Source organism: Methanoregula boonei 6A8 (assembly GCF_000017625.1).
Lineage (GTDB): Archaea > Halobacteriota > Methanomicrobia > Methanomicrobiales > Methanospirillaceae > Methanoregula > Methanoregula boonei.
Map to the genome: position 1 here is coordinate 1510375 of NC_009712.1, position 18623 is coordinate 1528997.

Sequence of the window (18623 nt, forward strand, 5' to 3'; positions counted from 1 at the left end):
ATGCCAAAGCTGATCAAGAACGTCGGATGCCCGTACTGCGGGTCATCCTGCGATGACATCGAGGTCCTTGTCTCGGATGACGAGACCCAGATCATTGATGTCCACAATGCGTGCATTATCGGAAACAACCTCTTCCACCATGCAAACGACCCGACCCGCCCGCGGCTCCCGCGGATGCGCCAGCCCGACGGCTCCATGAAGGAGATACCGTACCCCGAGGCCATTGACTGGATGGCAAAGACCATGCTTGCGGCAAAAAAACCGCTCATCTACGGTTTTGGTTCCACCAACTGCGAGGGCATGAGCGCGGTCGCCCGCATTGCCGAGAAATCCGGCGCAGTGCTCGACAACTGTGCAACCATCTGCCACGGCCCCTCGTTCCTGGCCATCTTCGACAACGGCTACCCGAGCTGCACGCTGGGTGAGGCCAAGAACCGTGCCGACGTCGTGGTCTTCTGGGGCTGCAACCCGATGCACGCCCACCCCCGCCACACCTCCCGGTATTCGATCTTCCCCCGGGGTTACTTCACCCAGAAGGGCCAGATGCAGCGGACGGTAATCAGCGTTGACCCCCGCCAGACGGATACCGCAAAACTTGCCGATATCCACCTTATGCTCGACCAGGGCCATGACTACGAACTCTTCGATGCGTTCCGGACTGTCATGAGGGGCTACGATATCCCTGATGTCGTAGCCGGCATTAAAAAAGAGACGATCCAGGAAGCAGTCGGGATCATGAAGAAGGCACGGTTCGTGATGATCTTCTTTGGCATGGGCTGCACGCACTCCGATGGCCGCAACCATAATGTCGACCACGCGATCAGCATGGTCCGCGACCTTAACACGTTCACCAAGGCCTCGATCATGGCTATGCGCGGACATTACAATATCGCCGGCCCCGGACAGGTCTGGTCATGGATCTTCGGGTTCCCGTACTGTATCGATCTTTCGAAGGGTACCCATGCCCACATGAACCCGGGTGAGACAAGTTCGGTTGACCTTGCCATGCGGGATGAGGTTGACTGCTTTGTCAATGTCGGTGCCGATGCCGGTGCCCACTTCCCCATCCAGGCAGTCCAGCACTTAAAGAAACACCCGTTCATAGCGGTCGACCCCAACTTCTGCATGGCAAGCGAGATCGCCGATCTCCACATCCCTGTGCGGATCGCAGGCGTTGACGAGCCCGGGGTCGTGTACCGGATGGACAATGTCCCGATCCAGTTCAAGGCCGTGATCAAGGGCCTGCCGGGCGTACCAAGCGACGAGGAACTCTTCGACATGGTGTACGAACGCATGTGTGAGCTTACCAACACCCAGCCGATCTGGCTTGCAGCAAAGGAAGACCGCAAACACCCGTCCAATATCTCGGCGGTGAATGAAGCATGAGCGGGATTTCCGGTGAAATTATAATCAGGGGAGGATTTGTTGTCGATCCGTCCCAGAAGATCGACGGGGATGTTGCCGATATCGCAATAAAGGACGGCAAGATCGTTGATAAGGTCAGCAGTGCAGCAAAGGTCATCGACGCCAAAGGCAAGGTTGTCATGGCCGGCGGGGTGGATGTTCACTCTCACGTGGCAGGTCCCAAGGTTAACGTAGGCCGCCTGATGCGCCCCGAGGACAAGCTCCTCTCTGGCGTATCCCGAAGCGCAATGGCGCAGGCAAACGGTTTCCGTATGGAGTCGGGTTTCTCCATCCCCAGCGTCTTAAAGACCGGGTACGACTACGCCCGCATGGGCTACGGCTTTGTCATGGAAGCGGCAATGCCCCCGATTCACGCCCCTCACGTACACGAGGAGATCCACGACACTCCCATTATTGATGAAGCGGCACTGCCGGTCTTTGGGAACAACTGGTTTGTCATGGAATACCTCAAGAAAGGCGAGATCGAGAACACGGCAGCGTATATTGCCTGGCTGATCCGTGCAACAAAGGGATTCGGCATCAAGGTTGTCAACCCCGGTGGCACGGCGGCATGGGCATGGGGGCTCAACTGTCTCTCGCTCAGCGACAATGTTCCCTACTTTGACATTACGCCCCACGAGATCATCACCGGCCTCATACAGGCAAACGAGTACCTTGGCCTGCCCCATTCGGTCCACCTTCACCAGAACGATCTGGGTAACCCCGGGAACTACAAGGTCACCCTTGACTCCCTGCGTCTTGCCGAGGGCGTTAAGGCAAAGAACAAGTTCGGCCGCGAACAGGTCATTCACTCGACCCACATCCAGTTCCACTCGTACGGCGGGGATTCCTGGGCAAACTTCGAGACCAGGGCAAAGGATGTCATGGACTACGTCAACAGGCAAAAGAACATCACCGTAGATCTTGGCTGCGTAACGCTGGATGAAACCACGACCATGACCGCGGACGGTCCGTTCGAGCACCACTTAACCGGCCTCAACCACCTCAAGTGGGCAAACACCGATGTCGAGATGGAGACCGCAGCAGGTGTTGTTCCCTATGTGTATGACCCTAACATCAAGGTCTGTGATATCCAGTGGGCGATCGGCCTTGAACTGGGACTCTATGCAAAGGATCCAATGCGCTGCTTTGTCACCACCGACCACCCGAACGCCGGGCCATTTACCCGCTACCCCCGCATCATCAAGTGGCTCATGAGCAAAAAGGCACGGGAGGCCACGCTTGATTCCTTTAAGCACAAGGACAAGGTTATCGAGGCAACCGATCTGCACTCCCTTGACCGTGAGCTCACCCTGTACGAGATCGCTGCAATGACCCGGGCTGGCCCGGCAAAGTGCCTGGGCCTCTCCAGCATCTACGGGGGTCTTGCCCCGGGCATGAACGCCGATGTTGCAGTCTTTGACCTCAATTACAAGAGCATGCCAAGCGATCCCGAAAAGATCGAGTCCGCATTCCTGCGGGCGGCCTGCTTTGTCAAGTCAGGCGAGATCGTAGTAAAAGACGGCGAGGTGCTCAGCCACGGCCACAAGAAGACGGTCTGGGTCAACCCGAAGATGAAAGAAAACCCCCAGGTTAAGCGCGATATCGCAGAGAGCTTCAACAAGGGATATTACACGGTCGGGCTCACCAATTACCCGGTCCGCGAATACCTTGCACCACACCCGTTCGTGATCGATGTCGATGTGGAGGCCTAGAGGTGCGATCATGGCAACAGTTACCTTAACACCCACAAAGACTCCAGAACTCATGCTTGAGGCAAATCCGATCACGCCGGATGCATTTGCCGGAAAGACCGCAGAGCAGATCGCCCGGCTCGAATGCCGGGAAGGCAAAACCTATGTCACTATCGGGGACTTTTTTGCAGTCTCCGGTAACGGTGGCGCAACAGCAGCAGAAACCGACATTGTGATCGCAGGCGACTGTTCGAGGGTCAAATATATCGGCGCCAAGATGACCGCCGGCACCGTAACCGTAAACGGCAGCGCAGACATGTATGTCGGCGGCTGGATGAAAGGCGGAAAAATCCATGTTACCGGTAACGTGGACTCCTTCTGCGGGATCCAGATGGAAGGCGGGGAGCTCCTTGTTGACGGGGATGCCAAGAACCATGTCGGCTGCGCATACCGTGGCGACTGGAGAGGCATGAAGGGCGGCACGATCCGGATCAAAGGCAGTGCCGGCAACGACATCGGTACGTTCATGCTCGGCGGAACCATCATTATTGAGAAGGATGCCTTCATCCACGTCTCCACCCACGCGGAAGGCGGCACGGTCATCATCAAAGGCGATGTCGAGGGCCGTGTCGGTGGCCAGATGGTCAAGGGCGACATGTACGTTCTGGGCGCCATCAAGTTCATGATGCCCGGTTACAAGAAGATCGACCGTGTCGAAAAGGAGATCGATGGCATAAAAGCAAGCTTCGATCACTACATCGGCGACCTCGGCGAGCGCCACCCCAAGGTAAAGGGTAAGGAGATCTTTGCCAATCTTTACCTGAAGGCTGCCTGACCGGATGCACACCCGGCCAAAAGCACCCATTAATCTTTTTTTCTTTTCATCATCACAAACAACAAGCGAGGAAGGTATGAGTAACGTTGGCAAGGATTTCATGTGGGGGACGCGGTATCCGGATTTTTCCACAGTGGATCTCGTTCTCCGCGTCCCGGAGCCGGCCCTTGAGATCCCACCCCGGGAAGGACAAGAGATTATAAAACTTCCGGCCCCAAAAAAAGTCAAAGTGCCGAACCGTTCCGTGCGATCTGCAATCGAAAGCTGGGAGCCACCGGGATTTTTCGCCCGGTCTGACCTGACACTTCCGGATCTTTCCTATCTTCTCTGGTGCACCCAGGGTTTGCGAAAGATTGTAGCAGAGACGGTCCAGATAAGGAACAGCCCTTCCAGCGGTTCGCGTTACCCGCTTGAAACCTACTTTGTAGCAAGCGAGGTCGAAGGACTCGAGATGGGACTGTACCGCTACCTTCCCTCATCCCACAGCATTGTTGCCGAACGTATCGATTCCGGCCTCACGCTTGAGATGAGCACGGCAAGCATGAATTTCCGGATGGTGACAAGGGCAGCAGTTACCTTCCTCTGGGTGGCAGTTCCCTACCGGACGGTCTGGGCCCTTGGCAACCGCGGCTACAGAAGCGCTCTCATCGAGGCCGGCCATACCTGCCAGAACTTGATCCTTGCCGCTTCGTCCCTGGAGTACGGGGTCTGTCCTATCGATCTCTTCCATGACGAGATGATGGCAAAACTCGCTAACCTCGATACTGAAACCCAGTGGCCGATCTACCTTGCAGCAGTGGGAAAGACTCAGGAGAATGTCACGCTTGGCTAGATCATTCCTGGTCTGCTCAATCCATGAGGAGGCATATGTCATGGTCAAACCGGAACCAGATGCCTTATCCTCCGATAACCTGGCAGGCCCCGGGCAACTAAAAATTACCCCGTTTTTCGGGGAAAAAGACCGCCCTAAGGTTCCGGCCGGGATTTTTTTGTTTTTATAACGCTCGCTTGTCTGCCGGGAGATCCGGTTTTTCCGGCCCTGCCTTTGGCAGGGTTGCTGCGATCTCGTCCCGGAGCTTTTCGAACTGGATTTCATCGAGCTGTTCAGAGAGCAGCCTGCCGCTCCAGGCCCGGCGGTACACCCAGTCAACGATCCGGTCTATGGCAAAGAGGACCTGGTCCTCGGTCTCCACGGTCAGGAGTTCCCTCCCGATTTTTGGGTGCCGGCCCCGGCGCCCGCCGACCGTGATAAGGAAATGGGTGTGGGCTTCTTTTAACAGGTTAAAGGAACAGGAGGTAACGCACATCCCGCACAGGACACACTTCTTCTCATCAAGTTCGGAGATCCCGTTGCGGATCTTTATCGCCTCTTCCTTACAGTAGTACACGCACGAGCCGCACCCGGTACAGAGCCCGGCAGTCCGGACCGGCCGGATCCTGCCTATGATCCCGATCTCGTTGAGCATCGGGCTTGTGCAGGCATTGGGGCACCCCGAGAGTGCGATGCGCATCTTTACCGGCATCGCCTTCCCAAAGAGTTTTTTGTCGATCTTCTGTGCAAGGCCAATCGTATCAATATTGGCAAACTTGCAGCGCTCGGTCCCCGGGCACGAGGTGATATTGACGATCTCGTCTTTCTCGGATCCGATCGGGGTGCCGTTTTTTTCAAGCCGGGCCGCGATCCGTTTGAGGGAAGCGGGCCGGACATGGGGAATCTCCAGGGACTGGCGTGTGGTACAGTGCACGGTTCCGGCCCCGTATTTTTTTGATATGGCGGCTATTCCCCGGATCTGTTCTGCGGTCAGGGAACCTGCCGGTGCCCGTATGCGGACGGTGATAAAACCGGGATCCCGCTCGGTGATCACGCCCCCTTTCATATGAATGCCGGACTCGGGATACATCGTCAGTACTACGACGGGGAATATAATTAAGCGTGAGGTTTGTGACACTAAATGCTGACTGACGAAAATATACGATCAAATATACCAGTAAACAACCAGTCCTGCTCCGGCCTATCCGGAAGGTGCGCGACTGTGCAGACGGGGATCCCTCCGCCCGGCGGCGAATTTCCTGACGGGAGGCAAAAATCTAAAAAAGAAAAAAGAGTCCAGGATTACCCGGATGCGGATCTACTTTTTCTGCCCTGCAGATTTTTCGATCTCCGCCTTTGCCTTTTCTACTTCAGATTTGGCTTTGGCAAGGATATCGTCAAAGGATTTCTGCACATGCGCTGTTGTGTCCTTCACGGTATTCTCGATATGCTTCTTGCCCTCATCGGTCGTGACAAGATCGCGGGTGACCTTTGCGAAATCATCCATGGCAGAGATCACCGACTTTGTTGCGGAGGCGAGGCGGACATCAATCGGGTGTTCCTCATTTTTGGGGGCCGGGACAGGGTCATCCACCCAGAGCCCCTTTTCAAAGTGCCCTTTCTTTTCGGTCATGGTACTCACGAGATCCTGTTTTATCATTGGTAGACAGTGATACTACAAAAGGCTTCCACACGGGCAGGACACCCCGGAAAAAGAGCCATCCAGTAAAGAGAAGTGTGACGGAGGGACACGGATTTCCCTGCCGTTTCACAAACAAAAAAAATGCCGGTTACTTATGAAAGCAGGGCGTTGAGATGGTTGAACGCTTCCTGCAGTGCCGGCAGGTGGAATCCCGGGAGGCCTTGAAAAACTCTCCCGGGGTCCGGTTGATAATGACATTGTCTGCATAACATGAGGGACAGGTCCAACGGATGATATATCCTGAGGGGGTTCCCGCAACTACTGGTTTTAATGATTGGTTAGCCATTGTTTACTCTTTTTATATGCTGGTTCGACCGGGGAAAAGATACCTCACCCGGGTTTTACTGGATCAATACTACAAAAAAGGTTTCATGAGGGGAGGTCATGGATCGCAGGGTTAGACAATCATTATTGAGCGCGATCGTATGTATGCCCAAAACCGTTTGTGTATATAATAACAGGTTGTCCGAGAATATAACCTCATGTAAGAGAACAACACAAATCCGGAGCAGATTCTGCGCATGCCCTCGCATCTGCGGTTAACGGGACGAACGGAAATACCGGGAACAGGGCCGACCTTTAACGGGACAGACCACTCTTGCACAGGGATAAAAAAACGTGGTGCGAGGGAAAAGCCGACAGGGATTCTTACGCGAAGCTCCCGAAAAACAAAACCGGACATTTTCCGGAGGGTCTGGGGAACGGTCATTTGTAAAAACGCCCGCTTCCTTTCCGAACAAGAAGGCGGAAGCATCTGCCCATACTCCAGTTGCGAGGGCAGCCGCTCTGCTAACGGCAGGAATTTCTGCTGCTTTCCAGAAGACCCATGAAGCCGGGCAGGTGCGGACGTCCTCGCAGAATATACGGAGGCAGGGATATGCCAAAAATCCCATAATACAAAATACCCTCCCGCAAAACTCCATAAATACGTTGTCTGGTGCAGTTTTTTTTTGCAGCAATCTCACGAGGCCCGGCGGGATGGCAGGCCAGGGGTACAACCTGCCCGGAGATATTCCCCGGTTACCGGTGCATGCGAAAAGATACCGGCGAAGTCCGATACGCATAACGCCGGCGATTTTCATGGTCTCAATAGTACTAACCTGCAGGTTCAATCATTTCACGCGGACCATCTGAAGATTATATAGGCACATGCCCGAAAGATACGTGCCAACAGGAGTTCATCTGATATGAATGTACAAATAATAAAAACTGAACCGGGCGTACATCGACAGACAATAAACGAGCTGGAGATTGTCATTGGCGGAATACTATGGTTTGCGGTACTCCTTGCCGGTTTTACCACGCTGACAGTTATCGGAGGTTGCCTGTATCTTGCATTCCTCGGAAGCAGGATGTATTTCTAGACCGTGAGGGAGGATATATCTCCCCATTCCGGGACCCGAAAAAAGCCCGTAAAACCGTCCGATTGTTCCCCAAAAAAATCCGGGCCGATATATAGCCCGGTTTTAAAAAATACGCCAAAATTGAGCCCCATATAATGCCCATAATCGGTTATAGAGCCCCCAAAAACGGCCTCTTTTTCCGGGATCGAACGAAAACCCATATGAGGTGAGATCAGGGCAGGAAAGGGCCTTTATGAGCCTCATTAAAATCGTCCGTTTTCAAAAATACGGTTAATTTGGGCCCTGATTTAAACGGAGCCCGATACGGGCTCCGATAGGATCAAAATGTAACCATCCGGGCTCAATACGGGCCCGGATTAGTGTAGGTCTTGAAGGGGTTCCTGTAGGCAGGAACGATCATCCCGGCCATGCACTGTTGTGCCTGACAAAAGTGAAGTCAGGAGGCAACCCCGGCTAAAAGAATACAAAGAGAAATATGGCCTGATGGTTTTTCATGGCGGAATTTTTTTCGTGGTATATCATGAGTAAAACGCTTTTACGCGGTCAAACGACATCCCCGGGGTTATTTTGGATCCATACATCAACCCGACAGCTTTCCAGTCTAAATCACTTAATTGTGTTGTGTTATCAGACCCGGAGTAGAAAATACTATCCGGATAGTCTGTGGTTTCACCCACAAAACCTAATTCCGACAACACACCTCTCATAATCCAATGTTTTCTCTGGTCACCATTAAAATCAGAATTAATATACAAGAGATTTTCATTCAGGTACGGAGTTACCAGATTACCCTTAATATACGTAATGACCCCCGTATCTGAGATAGTGGGAGTTAACGCGGAAGCATTAGAGTCCATAATATTGTCCATTGCAGTTCCCGGCAAAAAAGTTATTTTTATAGTTGCTATATCGCTCGTTTTATCAAATGTAAATTTGTTCGTGCGTGAGACGTTATTAAACTGGGCCTCGAACTGATCGATTGTTGCGGTATCATTATCATCGTACGCCCCCTTAATGGCGAGACTGATACGTGTTTCATCAGGCTTTTCAATGATGGTATTGTCAGGACCAAATGCAATATTCATGAAAAACTTGTTGATAACTGCGGAAGACAATACCGTATTTGTTGTCAGGGACTGATTCTTAAGATTTGTCTTAGTGGATACATTGCTTCTCATACTTGTACTGACAGTACCCAGGCTATTTGTTGGCGGGTGCTCAGGAATGGTATCTTTTACCAAATCATTTTTAGAGGACAGCGAAAAATTTTTCTGAAGACCCAGGGGATTAGATACATTACTATTCATTTCTGTACCGGTATGATTCATGATGTTTACCGGGTTCCAGATTCCAAATACAGGCACTATTGCAACTGCAAGCAGGATAAAAATGAGAAAAACTGCAGCCAGGAGAGGATAACGGGATTTTCCGGGTTTCAGGATCGCGGAATAGTAGGGATTGGTCTTTTTTTCCGGTAAAACCACGAGACTTTGTAACGTATCACTTACATCAATTTCAAATGTGCGGGAATGCTTTTCCCGGGATTTATGGGGATATCCAAACGTTTGTCCGGAGGGAGTGGTTGCTTTGGAATTGCGGGATGTGACTGATTGTAAATCAAACGGGGAAATCGCAGCACTTTTGGGAAGTCCGGGATCTGAGACCGTTTCGTAGTATCTTCCATCTACGTCGCTACCGGAGATTGATTTCAGCGCTTCGAAGAGATCACTGCTGCTGGTGTCTAAATCTGAAGCCACATCCGGCAAATAGGGCGTTTTGTTTAAAATTGATTCGAATTCAGCAAGTTCACTTTCCCGGACATATCGTTCAAAGGTTGACTGGATCTCCGCAGATCCTGTGCCGGGATTAAGATAAGAGACTGCTGCAGATCCAAGGAGGAATGTGGAATTCCAATCGATTCTCTGATCGGTTGACACCAGGTTAAACTTTCGCACGACACGTATTATTTCCTGAAGAACCGGTTCCCAGCCGATATCGGGACCCAGTCGTGTCCGGATAATTTTTGCTATAACGGGCGCAACCGCATCTATTTTTTTCCTGTCATATTCGTTGATTGCAGAAATATATGCACTTTTTGCATTTTCTTCCTTTTCGATGATCTTTGAGAACGTTGCCAGGATCAGATAATAATTGGATATGATCCCCGTTTTCTGTATAAGGAGGTATATTTTCTCAAAATCTTCAATAAGGAACAATAGATCCCTGCATACCTGGAATCGGGAAAGATCTGTTGAAGGATTGTTTTTTCCAAAAAAATTCTGATCCTCCTGTAACTCGTCACACTTTTGCGAAAAAAAGGTAAAAATTTCTTCAAGATCATGTTCCCTTACCGGAAGCTTGTTTTTTTCAAATAGTTCAAGGAATAAATGAATCGATCGTTTTCTGGTTGTGTTGTAAACGGTATAGTAGCGAAAGCAGTAATTATGGTATATCTGATAATCAGATTCCCTGAACTGAACCCAGATTTTTTCCATATCCTGTGCTTTGCTCCTTAAATCATCATCCAACACGCCGGCCCGAGGTATATACTTACCCGGGTATTGCATTTCTTGGAGCAGTTATTGCAACGAGATTCTCCCACGAGAAGCAAAAAACAGATTAATGAGATGCTATGTATTTCCCGAAGCAAAAAATGACTCCCGGTCATGAGAATTTTCCCCATCAGCAGTTTCAAAAACAATAAAAATAGTGGATAATAAGATCGAACAATTACCAGATAGAAGCATAAAATACATCCGATTACCGAATCCTGAACGAATTAAAAAAAAATGGAGGGTGCTCTCACTGGTCTGCACCTGAACCAAGACTCCTCTCAATCTGTTTGAGCCGGTGCTCCTGATCCCGTATTTTCCTTTCCGCATTCTTAATGGCAATTCCTATCTCGCTTTCGGGCTCCGGAGTATCTGTGTCCAGATGATAGGTCCTGACAAGGAGGTCCCATAATCGTTTATTGACATCTACAACCCGGGTAAGACGGGCATGTTCACAGAGTTTATCCCGATCGATACCGGCTCTTTTTGCAGCGGCAATTTTCTCCTCGATCATCTGCCGTCGCCCAAATACATGCGTTATTGCATCCACCAGCCCCTCGCGGGTTACCGGTTTCAAGACATAATCTTCAATGCATATTGCATAATTTTCAACATCCTTTGGCGTAAGCCGCAGTGCCGTGAGCATGATAACCGGGATGCCCCGGGTTGCCGTGTTTTTCTTGATCTCCCTGATGGTTTCCCATCCGTCCATTGGTTCCATACCGATATCAAGCAGGATGAGATCGGGGACTGCAGATGCGAGTTGCTTAAGGCACTCCCCACCGCTCGTGGCGGTCCGGGTGGTATATCCTTCTATTTTGAGGAGTCCATCAACCACGTCGATAATATCCTGGTCGTCATCAACTATGAGAACACTTTTGGGTCTCACCCGCAGGTACCGGATATACACAAATATCCCCGCAAAGAGGAGCATAGCCCCGGATCCTATGACCAGTATTCCCCAGAGTTGCCCGTACATCGATGCATCAGATCCCGGCAAACTGGCCCGGGGCGGATTTACATTTACCGGCGCTTTTGATTCGAACGATGCAGGATTATCGGGATCATTTGGGTAATCCGCAAAGAATGAATCGATTTGGGGTTTTAAGTCCACCGAGGCGAGGAGCGCTCCTCCTGCAGGATTATACAGCATGAACCCGGTAACGTTCCGGTCGAACGGGAAGGTGACGACAAAATCTGTTGAATTCCGGCGATCCACAACGCCCAGGATCTGGCCGTCTGAGCTTCTGAAATCCCCGTACTGGACTCTCGGGTCCCAGACTGTGAACGTTTTCACAATTGAACCATTGGCAGCGACCAGTTCCGCTCTGAAGCCCGGCTGCGCAGGGAAGAGATTCGATGCGGAGCCGTAATATATTCCCGTGGAGTTTGTGGTGAAGTTCCCATTGTCGATATTCATATGGAGACTTACGTATTTGTCGTACTGGGGAGAGTCGGCTGCAACAATACCGGTGAGAACGGGAAGGAGAAGACACAGACAGATAATTGTGAATCCGGATAAAGATTTCATGCAGCTGTCCCCCAGATATTGATATTATTGAAGACATACGTCATCCGCTGGGTTGAGGCCTTCCCGAACGTCCCGCTGTACCCTTCGTGCATAATATCCGGATCGGGGTCCCATCGCCAGAATGGCTTTGTACAGGACGCCGGATCCGCAGCCTCGATCTGCCGGCATGCTGAAGGGTCCCAGGAATTGTTTATTGCATCCGCTACACAGCTCTCCTGTGACGACCACACATTCGGATGAGGATCGTTCTGCCAATACAATGTGTCGCCGCAGTAGGTGTCGACAAGGCCGAAGATCGCATGACCGATCTCATGCTGGAAGAGGACGTTCTGGTTGTCAGGGGTTTTCATCCAGCTCCTGCCTGAGCCGTGATTGACACAGCCCTCCGGCTCGTCCGATGTACCGGCATCCGTGGCTGAATAGGGGGGATACAGGATTATGACGACATCCGCAAAGGGTACCGTTTCCCAGAATGTATCCGGAACACTCCCTGAGCACCCGTCAAAGGCGTCTGCGAACTGTGACGAGTCATAATAATAATAGATATTGAACCGGTTCCGGTAGTCGGAGGGGATAGGGTTAGTTGTATCGGTAACCGTGTCAAGGGTGAAAAGTGACTCATTAACGATCCCGTTGACATCCGTTACGAATGCACTTCTGTTCGTGACATACGGAGTTGTAGTAATTTTTTCCTGGTCAGCATAATCGTACGTAGTCCCCGAGGGGATAAACACGATATCGATCTTCGTATCATGGGAGCCGGCTACCTGAATGGGAACGAGCAGTTGGGACTGCAGTCCGATCCTGACCGGTGAATCGGATGGGACAACCACGCTTTGCGTATAATCCAGGTATCCGGATTTTGATACCCGGATGGTATGCCGGCCTTTTGATACCGGGCCGAGTTCCAGGATCCCCGTTGTTCCCTGATCGGATGTAGAACCGTCGTATCCGCCATCGAGGTACACAGAAACGTTTCCAAGAGGCTCCCCTGAAGGCACATCAACCGTTAACAGCGAAAGATCGTATCCCGAGGGAGATTTTTGGATTCCACCAGCAGGAGTTGTCATTGTCGGGGCACCGGCATTCATGTACATCATTATTCCAGCGAGTACTGCCACGATCCCGATTGAAAGGATTCCACAAAGGATCAGGATCTGCTGGCTGCGATTCATGGTGTTCGTTCACTTCAGGTTATGGGATAGTATGCGTTATGTGTGTTCTTTCATCCGCAATCCACGGTCGAAGGTCTCCCCGAACTGATCCGGGTTCTCATTTGCCGGAAATTCTCTCATTATCTTTGGAAAGGTTCTTTTTTAGAGGGGGTTTCCCTGACAGATTACATCCGTTTTTCAGTACGACAAAAAGGTACTTCATCGGAATGAACCGGGTTGGACTGATATCGGGAATCTCTTACGAGGGCATTTCTGTTTTTCCTCAACCGAAGGGACTAAAAAAAAGTGCGCCTGAGAAGAGGAGTTAATCTCTTCACGGGTGTCTCCTGGTGAACAGAAGTACTGCAACGCCGATTATCGCAAGCACTACCACTACACCGGCAATTCCCATGAGGGGAAGGCCACCGGTTGAAGTTGTCGGTGCTGATGTTGCAGCTGCAGGAGTCAGGACCGGCGCTTTCTGGCCTGATGCTACAGGTGCTACTGCCGGGACAAGAATATTCTGCGGAAGCGCGGATCCGGGTGCCTGGCCCGGCGCCACCACTGCGGGGAAGTAAACGCTGCTGCCGCCACCGCTACCGCCGCCACCGCTGCTGCCGCCGCTGTTGCCATTGTCGACAGAAGAGCTGCTTGAGCTGCTGCCGCTGTTACCGGGGGCTGCCGCTGTTACTGGGACTGCGACCGTATCCCCTATAAGGGTAACCTGGGTCTGTGCCAGTGCCTGACCGTTGAAGGTCACACCATCGTTCAGCGCGATATACGTTTGATCCAGAATGATTCCATTGAACGTAGAATCTGTTCCAAGTGCCGTGTTACCGGAGACAACCCAGTAGACATTCTGGGCCTGCGCTCCGTTCGCGAGCACAACCTTTGAACCTACGTCGCTACTGAGAACCCCTGTTACCTGGAACACCCAGACTGCATTCGCATTGCCCTGAGCGTCCAGGGTGAGTGTGTTGGGGATTGTCACACCGGTAGTCCACTTGTAGACACCGGGGGTGAGGGTCGTTCCATCGGTAATAGTCCCGGTGTCCAAGTCGGTGATACCGGGAGTTTGTGCATTCGCTGCAGTGTATGCTGCCTGCATATCGAGTACAGCGGTATTCAGATTAGCGGGAGTAGGTGCCGTATAGTCTGCCGCATATACTTTTCCGTTAACCAGGGAGGATGTCGAAAACTGGCCAGATGAATCATTGGCAAGACTAAAGCCGGTTATTGCTGACGAAACGATGTCCGCCCCTATATCACCGGTGATCAGTGTGTTCTGCGTGCCGGGCGTTGTCGTCACTCCGGTTTCAGTCAGGATCACATAATTGCCGGCCGTTCCAAGATCAACGGCTGAAGCGCCAGCGAACAGTCCGTAGGTGCTAAAGTGCGTGGAGGTTGCCGATACGATGTGATTGACGGTATCAACGGTGCTAGGGAGTGATTCCCATGACTGGGTCGCCACGTTGAAGTACTCGATCACAAGATTTGCTTCGGTGACACCTGCCGGGAGCGTGGCCGGGTCATAATGCATACTGATGATCACCGAGCTGACATTAGATTCCAGCGCCGGTGCGGAGATGGTGATGTACCTGCCTACTGCAGTGAATGCCGGAAGAGGCATTCCTGTAACCGGTGGGCGGGTATACGCGGTCACGTTGACCGGTGTGCCGGCATCTACGCTGTTGTTTGTAGTGAAGGTGATAGTAGTATTGGCTGTCGTCGAGAAGTCAAGAGTTGTCGTTGCTCCTGAAATTATCGCGGTTGTTATCTGGGAACCGGATCCACTCGGGCTTGCCGGAGCATATGTTGCCGCCGTTGGGCCAGTAACCGTATCTGAGATAAGGGTAACTGCGGTCTGAGCCAGTGCCCGGCCGTTTAAGGTTGCACCATTACCCAATGCGATATACGTTTGATCCAGGATATTCCCGTTGAATGTAGAGTTTGCTCCAAGCGCCGTATTGCCGGCGACAACCCAGTACACGTTATCAGCATTTGCACCGTTAGCAAGGATAATCTGCGAATTCACGCCAGTACTGAGAACTCCTGTTGTCTGGAATACCCAGACTGCATTCGAATTACCCTGAGCGTCAAGGGTGAGTGTGTTGGGGATTGTCACGCCGGTAGTCCACTTGTATACACCGGGGGCGAGGGTCATCCCGTTAATACTTCCGTTGCCAAGTTCGGTGACACCGGGAGTCAGTGCATTCGCCGCAGTGTACGCTGCTTCCATGGCGCTTACTGCGGTCGTCATGGTGGCCGGAGTAGGTGCCGCATAGTCAGCTGCATAGACATTTCCGGAAACCAGAGGAGATGTCGAAAACTGACCTGATGCATCCAGAACGAGACCAAAGCCGGTCATTGATGACGCAGCTATGGGGCTCACGCCAATGTTGCCGATGATCGTTGAATTTGTAGTTCCGGTGGTCGTGATCCCGGATTTTGCCAGGATAACGAAATTGCCGGCCGTTCCAAGATCAACGGTTGTTGGAGTAGTCGTCCCGCCGCTGACAGTTGTCGTCGGGGGGGTTGCCGTTGCCGTTGGGCCGTTAACCGTATCCCCTATAAGGGTAACTGCGGTCTGAGCCAGTGCCCGGCCGTTTAAGGTTGCGCCATCGTTCAGCGCAATATACGTCTGATCCAGGATATTCCCATTGAACGTGGAGTTTGCTCCAAGCGCCGTGTTGCCGGCGACAACCCAGTAAACGTTCTGGGCCTGTGCTCCGTTAGCAAGGATAACCTGCGAATTCACGCCAGTACTGAGAACTCCTGTTGTCTGGAATACCCAGACTGCATTCGGGTTGTTTTGAGCGTCAAGAGTGACACTGCCGGGAATAGTCACACCGGTACTCCACTTGTACACACCGGGGATGAGGGTCATCCCGCTGATATTTCCGGCGCCCAGTTCGGCGACACCGGCAGCCTGTGCATTCGCTGCGGTGTACGCTGCTTCCATGTAGCTTACAGCGCTCGTCATGGTAGCCGGAGTAGGTGCTGCATAGTCAGCGGCATAGACATTTCCGGTAACCTGAGAGGATGTCGAAAACTGACCTGATGAATCCAGAGTGAGACCAAAGCCGGTCATTGATGACGCAGCTATAGGGCTCACACCAATATTTCCATCAATTGCAGAGGTTCCCGTGGTCGTAATCCCGGATTTTGCCAGGATAGCGAAATTGCCGGCCGTTCCGAGAGCCACGGTTGTTGCATTGACCGTCGCGCCGGGTGTGGCCTCCGGGAGGGTGGCCGCCGCTGCCGGGCCGTTGACCGTATCCCCGATAAGGGTAACATCGGTTTGTGCCAGTGCCCGGCCATTTAAGGTTGCGTTATCACCGAACGTAATCCCTGTTTGATCCAGGATATTCCCATTCAACTCAGAGTTTGCTCCAAGTGCCGTATTGCCGGCGACAACCCAGTAAACGTTCTGGGCATTTGTTCCGTTAGCAAGGATAACATGCGAATTTACGTCACTGCTGAGGACTCCTGCTATCTGGAATACCCAGACTGCACTCGAATTACCCTGAGCATCCAGTGTGAGATGGGCGGGGATGGTCACACCGGTACTCCACTTGTATACACCGGGGGTAAGGGTCGTCCCGTCGGTAATAAGTCCGGCGTTGAGGCCGGTGACATCGGGAGCCTGTGCGTTCGCTGCAGTGTATGCGGCTTGCATGTCGTTTACCGCAGTAGTCATGGTACCCGGAGTGGGTAACGCATAGTCAGCTGCATATACATTACCGGTAGTAACCAGAGACGATTTTGAAAACTGGTACGATGGATCCATCACAAGGCCAAATCCTGTTATGGCTGTCGCAGCAATCGGGCTCACGCCAATATTGCCGACAATCTGTGTGGCCTGTGTGCCTGTTGTGGTCGAGATGCCGGATTTTGCCAGGATAGCGAAATTGCCGGCCGTTCCGAGATCGACAGTGGTTGCATTGCCCGACACAGGAACCGAGCTGCCGGGTGGTGCCGGCATGGTGTTGGTGACTGCGTGGTCAAAGTCTGCAAGCAGGACGCCATCTGATGATGTTACGGTGCCTGCCGTGTAACTGACATTAACCGTATCACCATATGCAATAGGCGTGCCGGAGGTTGTCAGGTCAATTTTGGTGGGGGTTGAATTAAGTGCGGCTGCACTGAACGCCAGTTGGGGTCCTGCGCCGTTAATCTTATACGTGAAATTTTCGAAATTACCCGCCGGGCTTGACATAGCCTTGTCGAATGTGACGGTGATCACTGTTCCGGCCGCGTTGGTCGCTGCTGAAGTAACGGTCGGGGCTGTCGGCATGGTGTTGGTAACGGTGTGGTCAAAGTCTGCAAGCAGAGTGCCATCTGATGCTGTTACGGTGCCTGCGCTGTAACTGACATTAATTGTATCACCGGACGCAATAGGCGTGCTGAGTGCGGTCAGGTCAATACTGGTGGTCCCGTTAAGAGCAGCTGCACCGAACGTCCCGGTCACTGCGTTGTTAATCTTATACGTGAAGTTTTCTACATTGCCGGCCGGGCTGGTCATTGCCTTGTTGAAGGTGACGGTGATCACTGTTCCGGCTGCGTTGGTCGCTGCTGAAGTAACGGTCGGGCCTGCAGCCGCGCCCAATGTCACCGGCGCCGGATCTGTTACGAACGTATTGGCGTCAAGCGTAACCGCGGTCTGTGCCAGTGCTTTGCCGGTAAATGTTGCACCGGTCTGTACTGCAATACTTGTGTGATCCAGGATATTCCCATTGAAGTCAGTGTAGGTTCCAATCTGCGTTGCGCCGGCAACTACCCAGAAGACATTCTTTGCCTGTGCTCCATTCACAAGGATAACATTCCCTGCATTGGAGGAACTAGTAGTTCCTGATGCCGTAGTGAAAGTTCCGGGGATCTGGAATACCCAGACTGCATTCGGGTTGCCTTGAGCGTCCAGAGTGACGCCTGATAAATTTATGACCACGTTAGGGCTGCCGGTGTCAAACTTATAAAGACCCGAATCGAGTATCAGCCCACCAATGTTTCCGGCATTTCCAATGTCAGTATAATCTGCCGGAGTCTGACCATTGGCAGTGGTGTACGCTGTCCCCATGTCACTTACAGCGGTGAGCAAGGTAGCAGGAGTAGGTGCCGCATAGTCGGCGGCATAGACACTCCCATTAACATACGTAGATGTTGAAAACTGGTTCGAGGGATCCGCAATGAGGCTGAACCCGGTTATGGTTGTCGCAGCAGCAGGACTCACCCCGATATTGCCGGTGATGTCTGTAGCTCCTGTGGTCGAGATTCCTGCTTGTGCCAGGATCGCATAATTACCAGCTGTTCCAAGATTAACAGCTGTTGCATTGTTGCCCATTACGCCGGGAATTAACACGGCTGTCATAAGGCAGATCAATGCTACGGTCAAAACAAGGGAGAAAGGTTTTCCCCCACTTTTTTTCAAACGTGTCATGTTCATACTCCTTGATAGCCTTCCCTGATGTCAGCCCGGAATATACTCACTTCGTCAAAAATCAGTTTTTAGAGCAAAATTTGGACTATTGGAACGCGATTTGCCAAAAAGCAGTTTTTGGAGCAAAATTTGCAACAAA

11 protein-coding genes are annotated in these 18623 nt (G+C 52.0%); 5 read left to right on the forward strand and 6 right to left on the reverse strand.

Annotation, left to right across the window (positions count from 1 at the left end):
- From MBOO_RS07680 to MBOO_RS07695, 4 genes are all read left to right on the forward strand, one after another.
- Positions 1-1386 carry a formylmethanofuran dehydrogenase subunit B gene (locus MBOO_RS07680; RefSeq protein WP_012107027.1) on the forward strand — a complete coding sequence of 462 codons (1386 nt, stop codon included), beginning with the start codon at positions 1-3 and terminating at the stop codon, positions 1384-1386.
- Positions 1383-3119, forward strand: a complete 1737-nt coding sequence (locus tag MBOO_RS07685; RefSeq protein WP_012107028.1) for a formylmethanofuran dehydrogenase subunit A — start codon at positions 1383-1385, stop codon at positions 3117-3119. The genes MBOO_RS07680 and MBOO_RS07685 overlap by 4 nt, the downstream gene beginning before the upstream one ends.
- A 10-nt stretch (positions 3120-3129) precedes the next feature.
- Positions 3130-3933, forward strand: coding sequence for a formylmethanofuran dehydrogenase subunit C (locus MBOO_RS07690; RefSeq protein WP_048068371.1), 804 nt, complete (start codon positions 3130-3132; stop codon positions 3931-3933).
- A gap of 76 nt (positions 3934-4009) precedes the next feature.
- Positions 4010-4765, forward strand: a complete 756-nt coding sequence (locus tag MBOO_RS07695; protein WP_012107030.1) for a SagB/ThcOx family dehydrogenase — start codon at positions 4010-4012, stop codon at positions 4763-4765.
- Between the two features lie 163 nt (positions 4766-4928).
- Here the strand turns inward: MBOO_RS07695 and MBOO_RS07705 are convergent, their stop codons facing one another.
- On the reverse strand, positions 4929-5834 hold the full coding sequence (locus tag MBOO_RS07705; RefSeq protein WP_012107032.1) for a 4Fe-4S dicluster domain-containing protein: 906 nt from the start codon (positions 5832-5834) through the stop codon (positions 4929-4931).
- A 228-nt stretch (positions 5835-6062) separates the two neighbouring features.
- Positions 6063-6404, reverse strand: a complete 342-nt coding sequence (locus tag MBOO_RS07710) for a hypothetical protein (RefSeq protein ID WP_012107033.1) — start codon at positions 6402-6404, stop codon at positions 6063-6065.
- Between the two features lie 1229 nt (positions 6405-7633).
- Between MBOO_RS07710 and MBOO_RS13920 the strand changes: the two genes are divergently transcribed.
- On the forward strand, positions 7634-7810 hold the full coding sequence (locus tag MBOO_RS13920; RefSeq protein ID WP_157677637.1) for a hypothetical protein: 177 nt from the start codon (positions 7634-7636) through the stop codon (positions 7808-7810).
- A 518-nt stretch (positions 7811-8328) separates the two neighbouring features.
- On the opposite strand, the gene MBOO_RS07720 is transcribed toward MBOO_RS13920, so the two are convergent.
- From MBOO_RS07720 to MBOO_RS13090, 4 genes are all read right to left on the reverse strand, one after another.
- Positions 8329-10341 carry a hypothetical protein gene (locus MBOO_RS07720; protein ID WP_157677638.1) on the reverse strand — a complete coding sequence of 671 codons (2013 nt, stop codon included), beginning with the start codon at positions 10339-10341 and terminating at the stop codon, positions 8329-8331.
- A gap of 271 nt (positions 10342-10612) precedes the next feature.
- Complete coding sequence (locus tag MBOO_RS13540) at positions 10613-11893, reverse strand: response regulator (RefSeq protein WP_012107035.1); 1281 nt, start codon at positions 11891-11893, stop codon at positions 10613-10615.
- Entirely contained in the window at positions 11890-13068 is a 1179-nt protein-coding gene (locus tag MBOO_RS07730) for a peptidase associated/transthyretin-like domain-containing protein (protein ID WP_012107036.1), read from the reverse strand. The genes MBOO_RS13540 and MBOO_RS07730 overlap by 4 nt, the downstream gene beginning before the upstream one ends.
- A 313-nt stretch (positions 13069-13381) precedes the next feature.
- A complete protein-coding gene (locus MBOO_RS13090; RefSeq protein WP_012107037.1) occupies positions 13382-18484 on the reverse strand; it encodes an ice-binding family protein in 5103 nt (1700 codons plus the stop codon).
- Positions 18485-18623 lie beyond the last annotated feature (139 nt).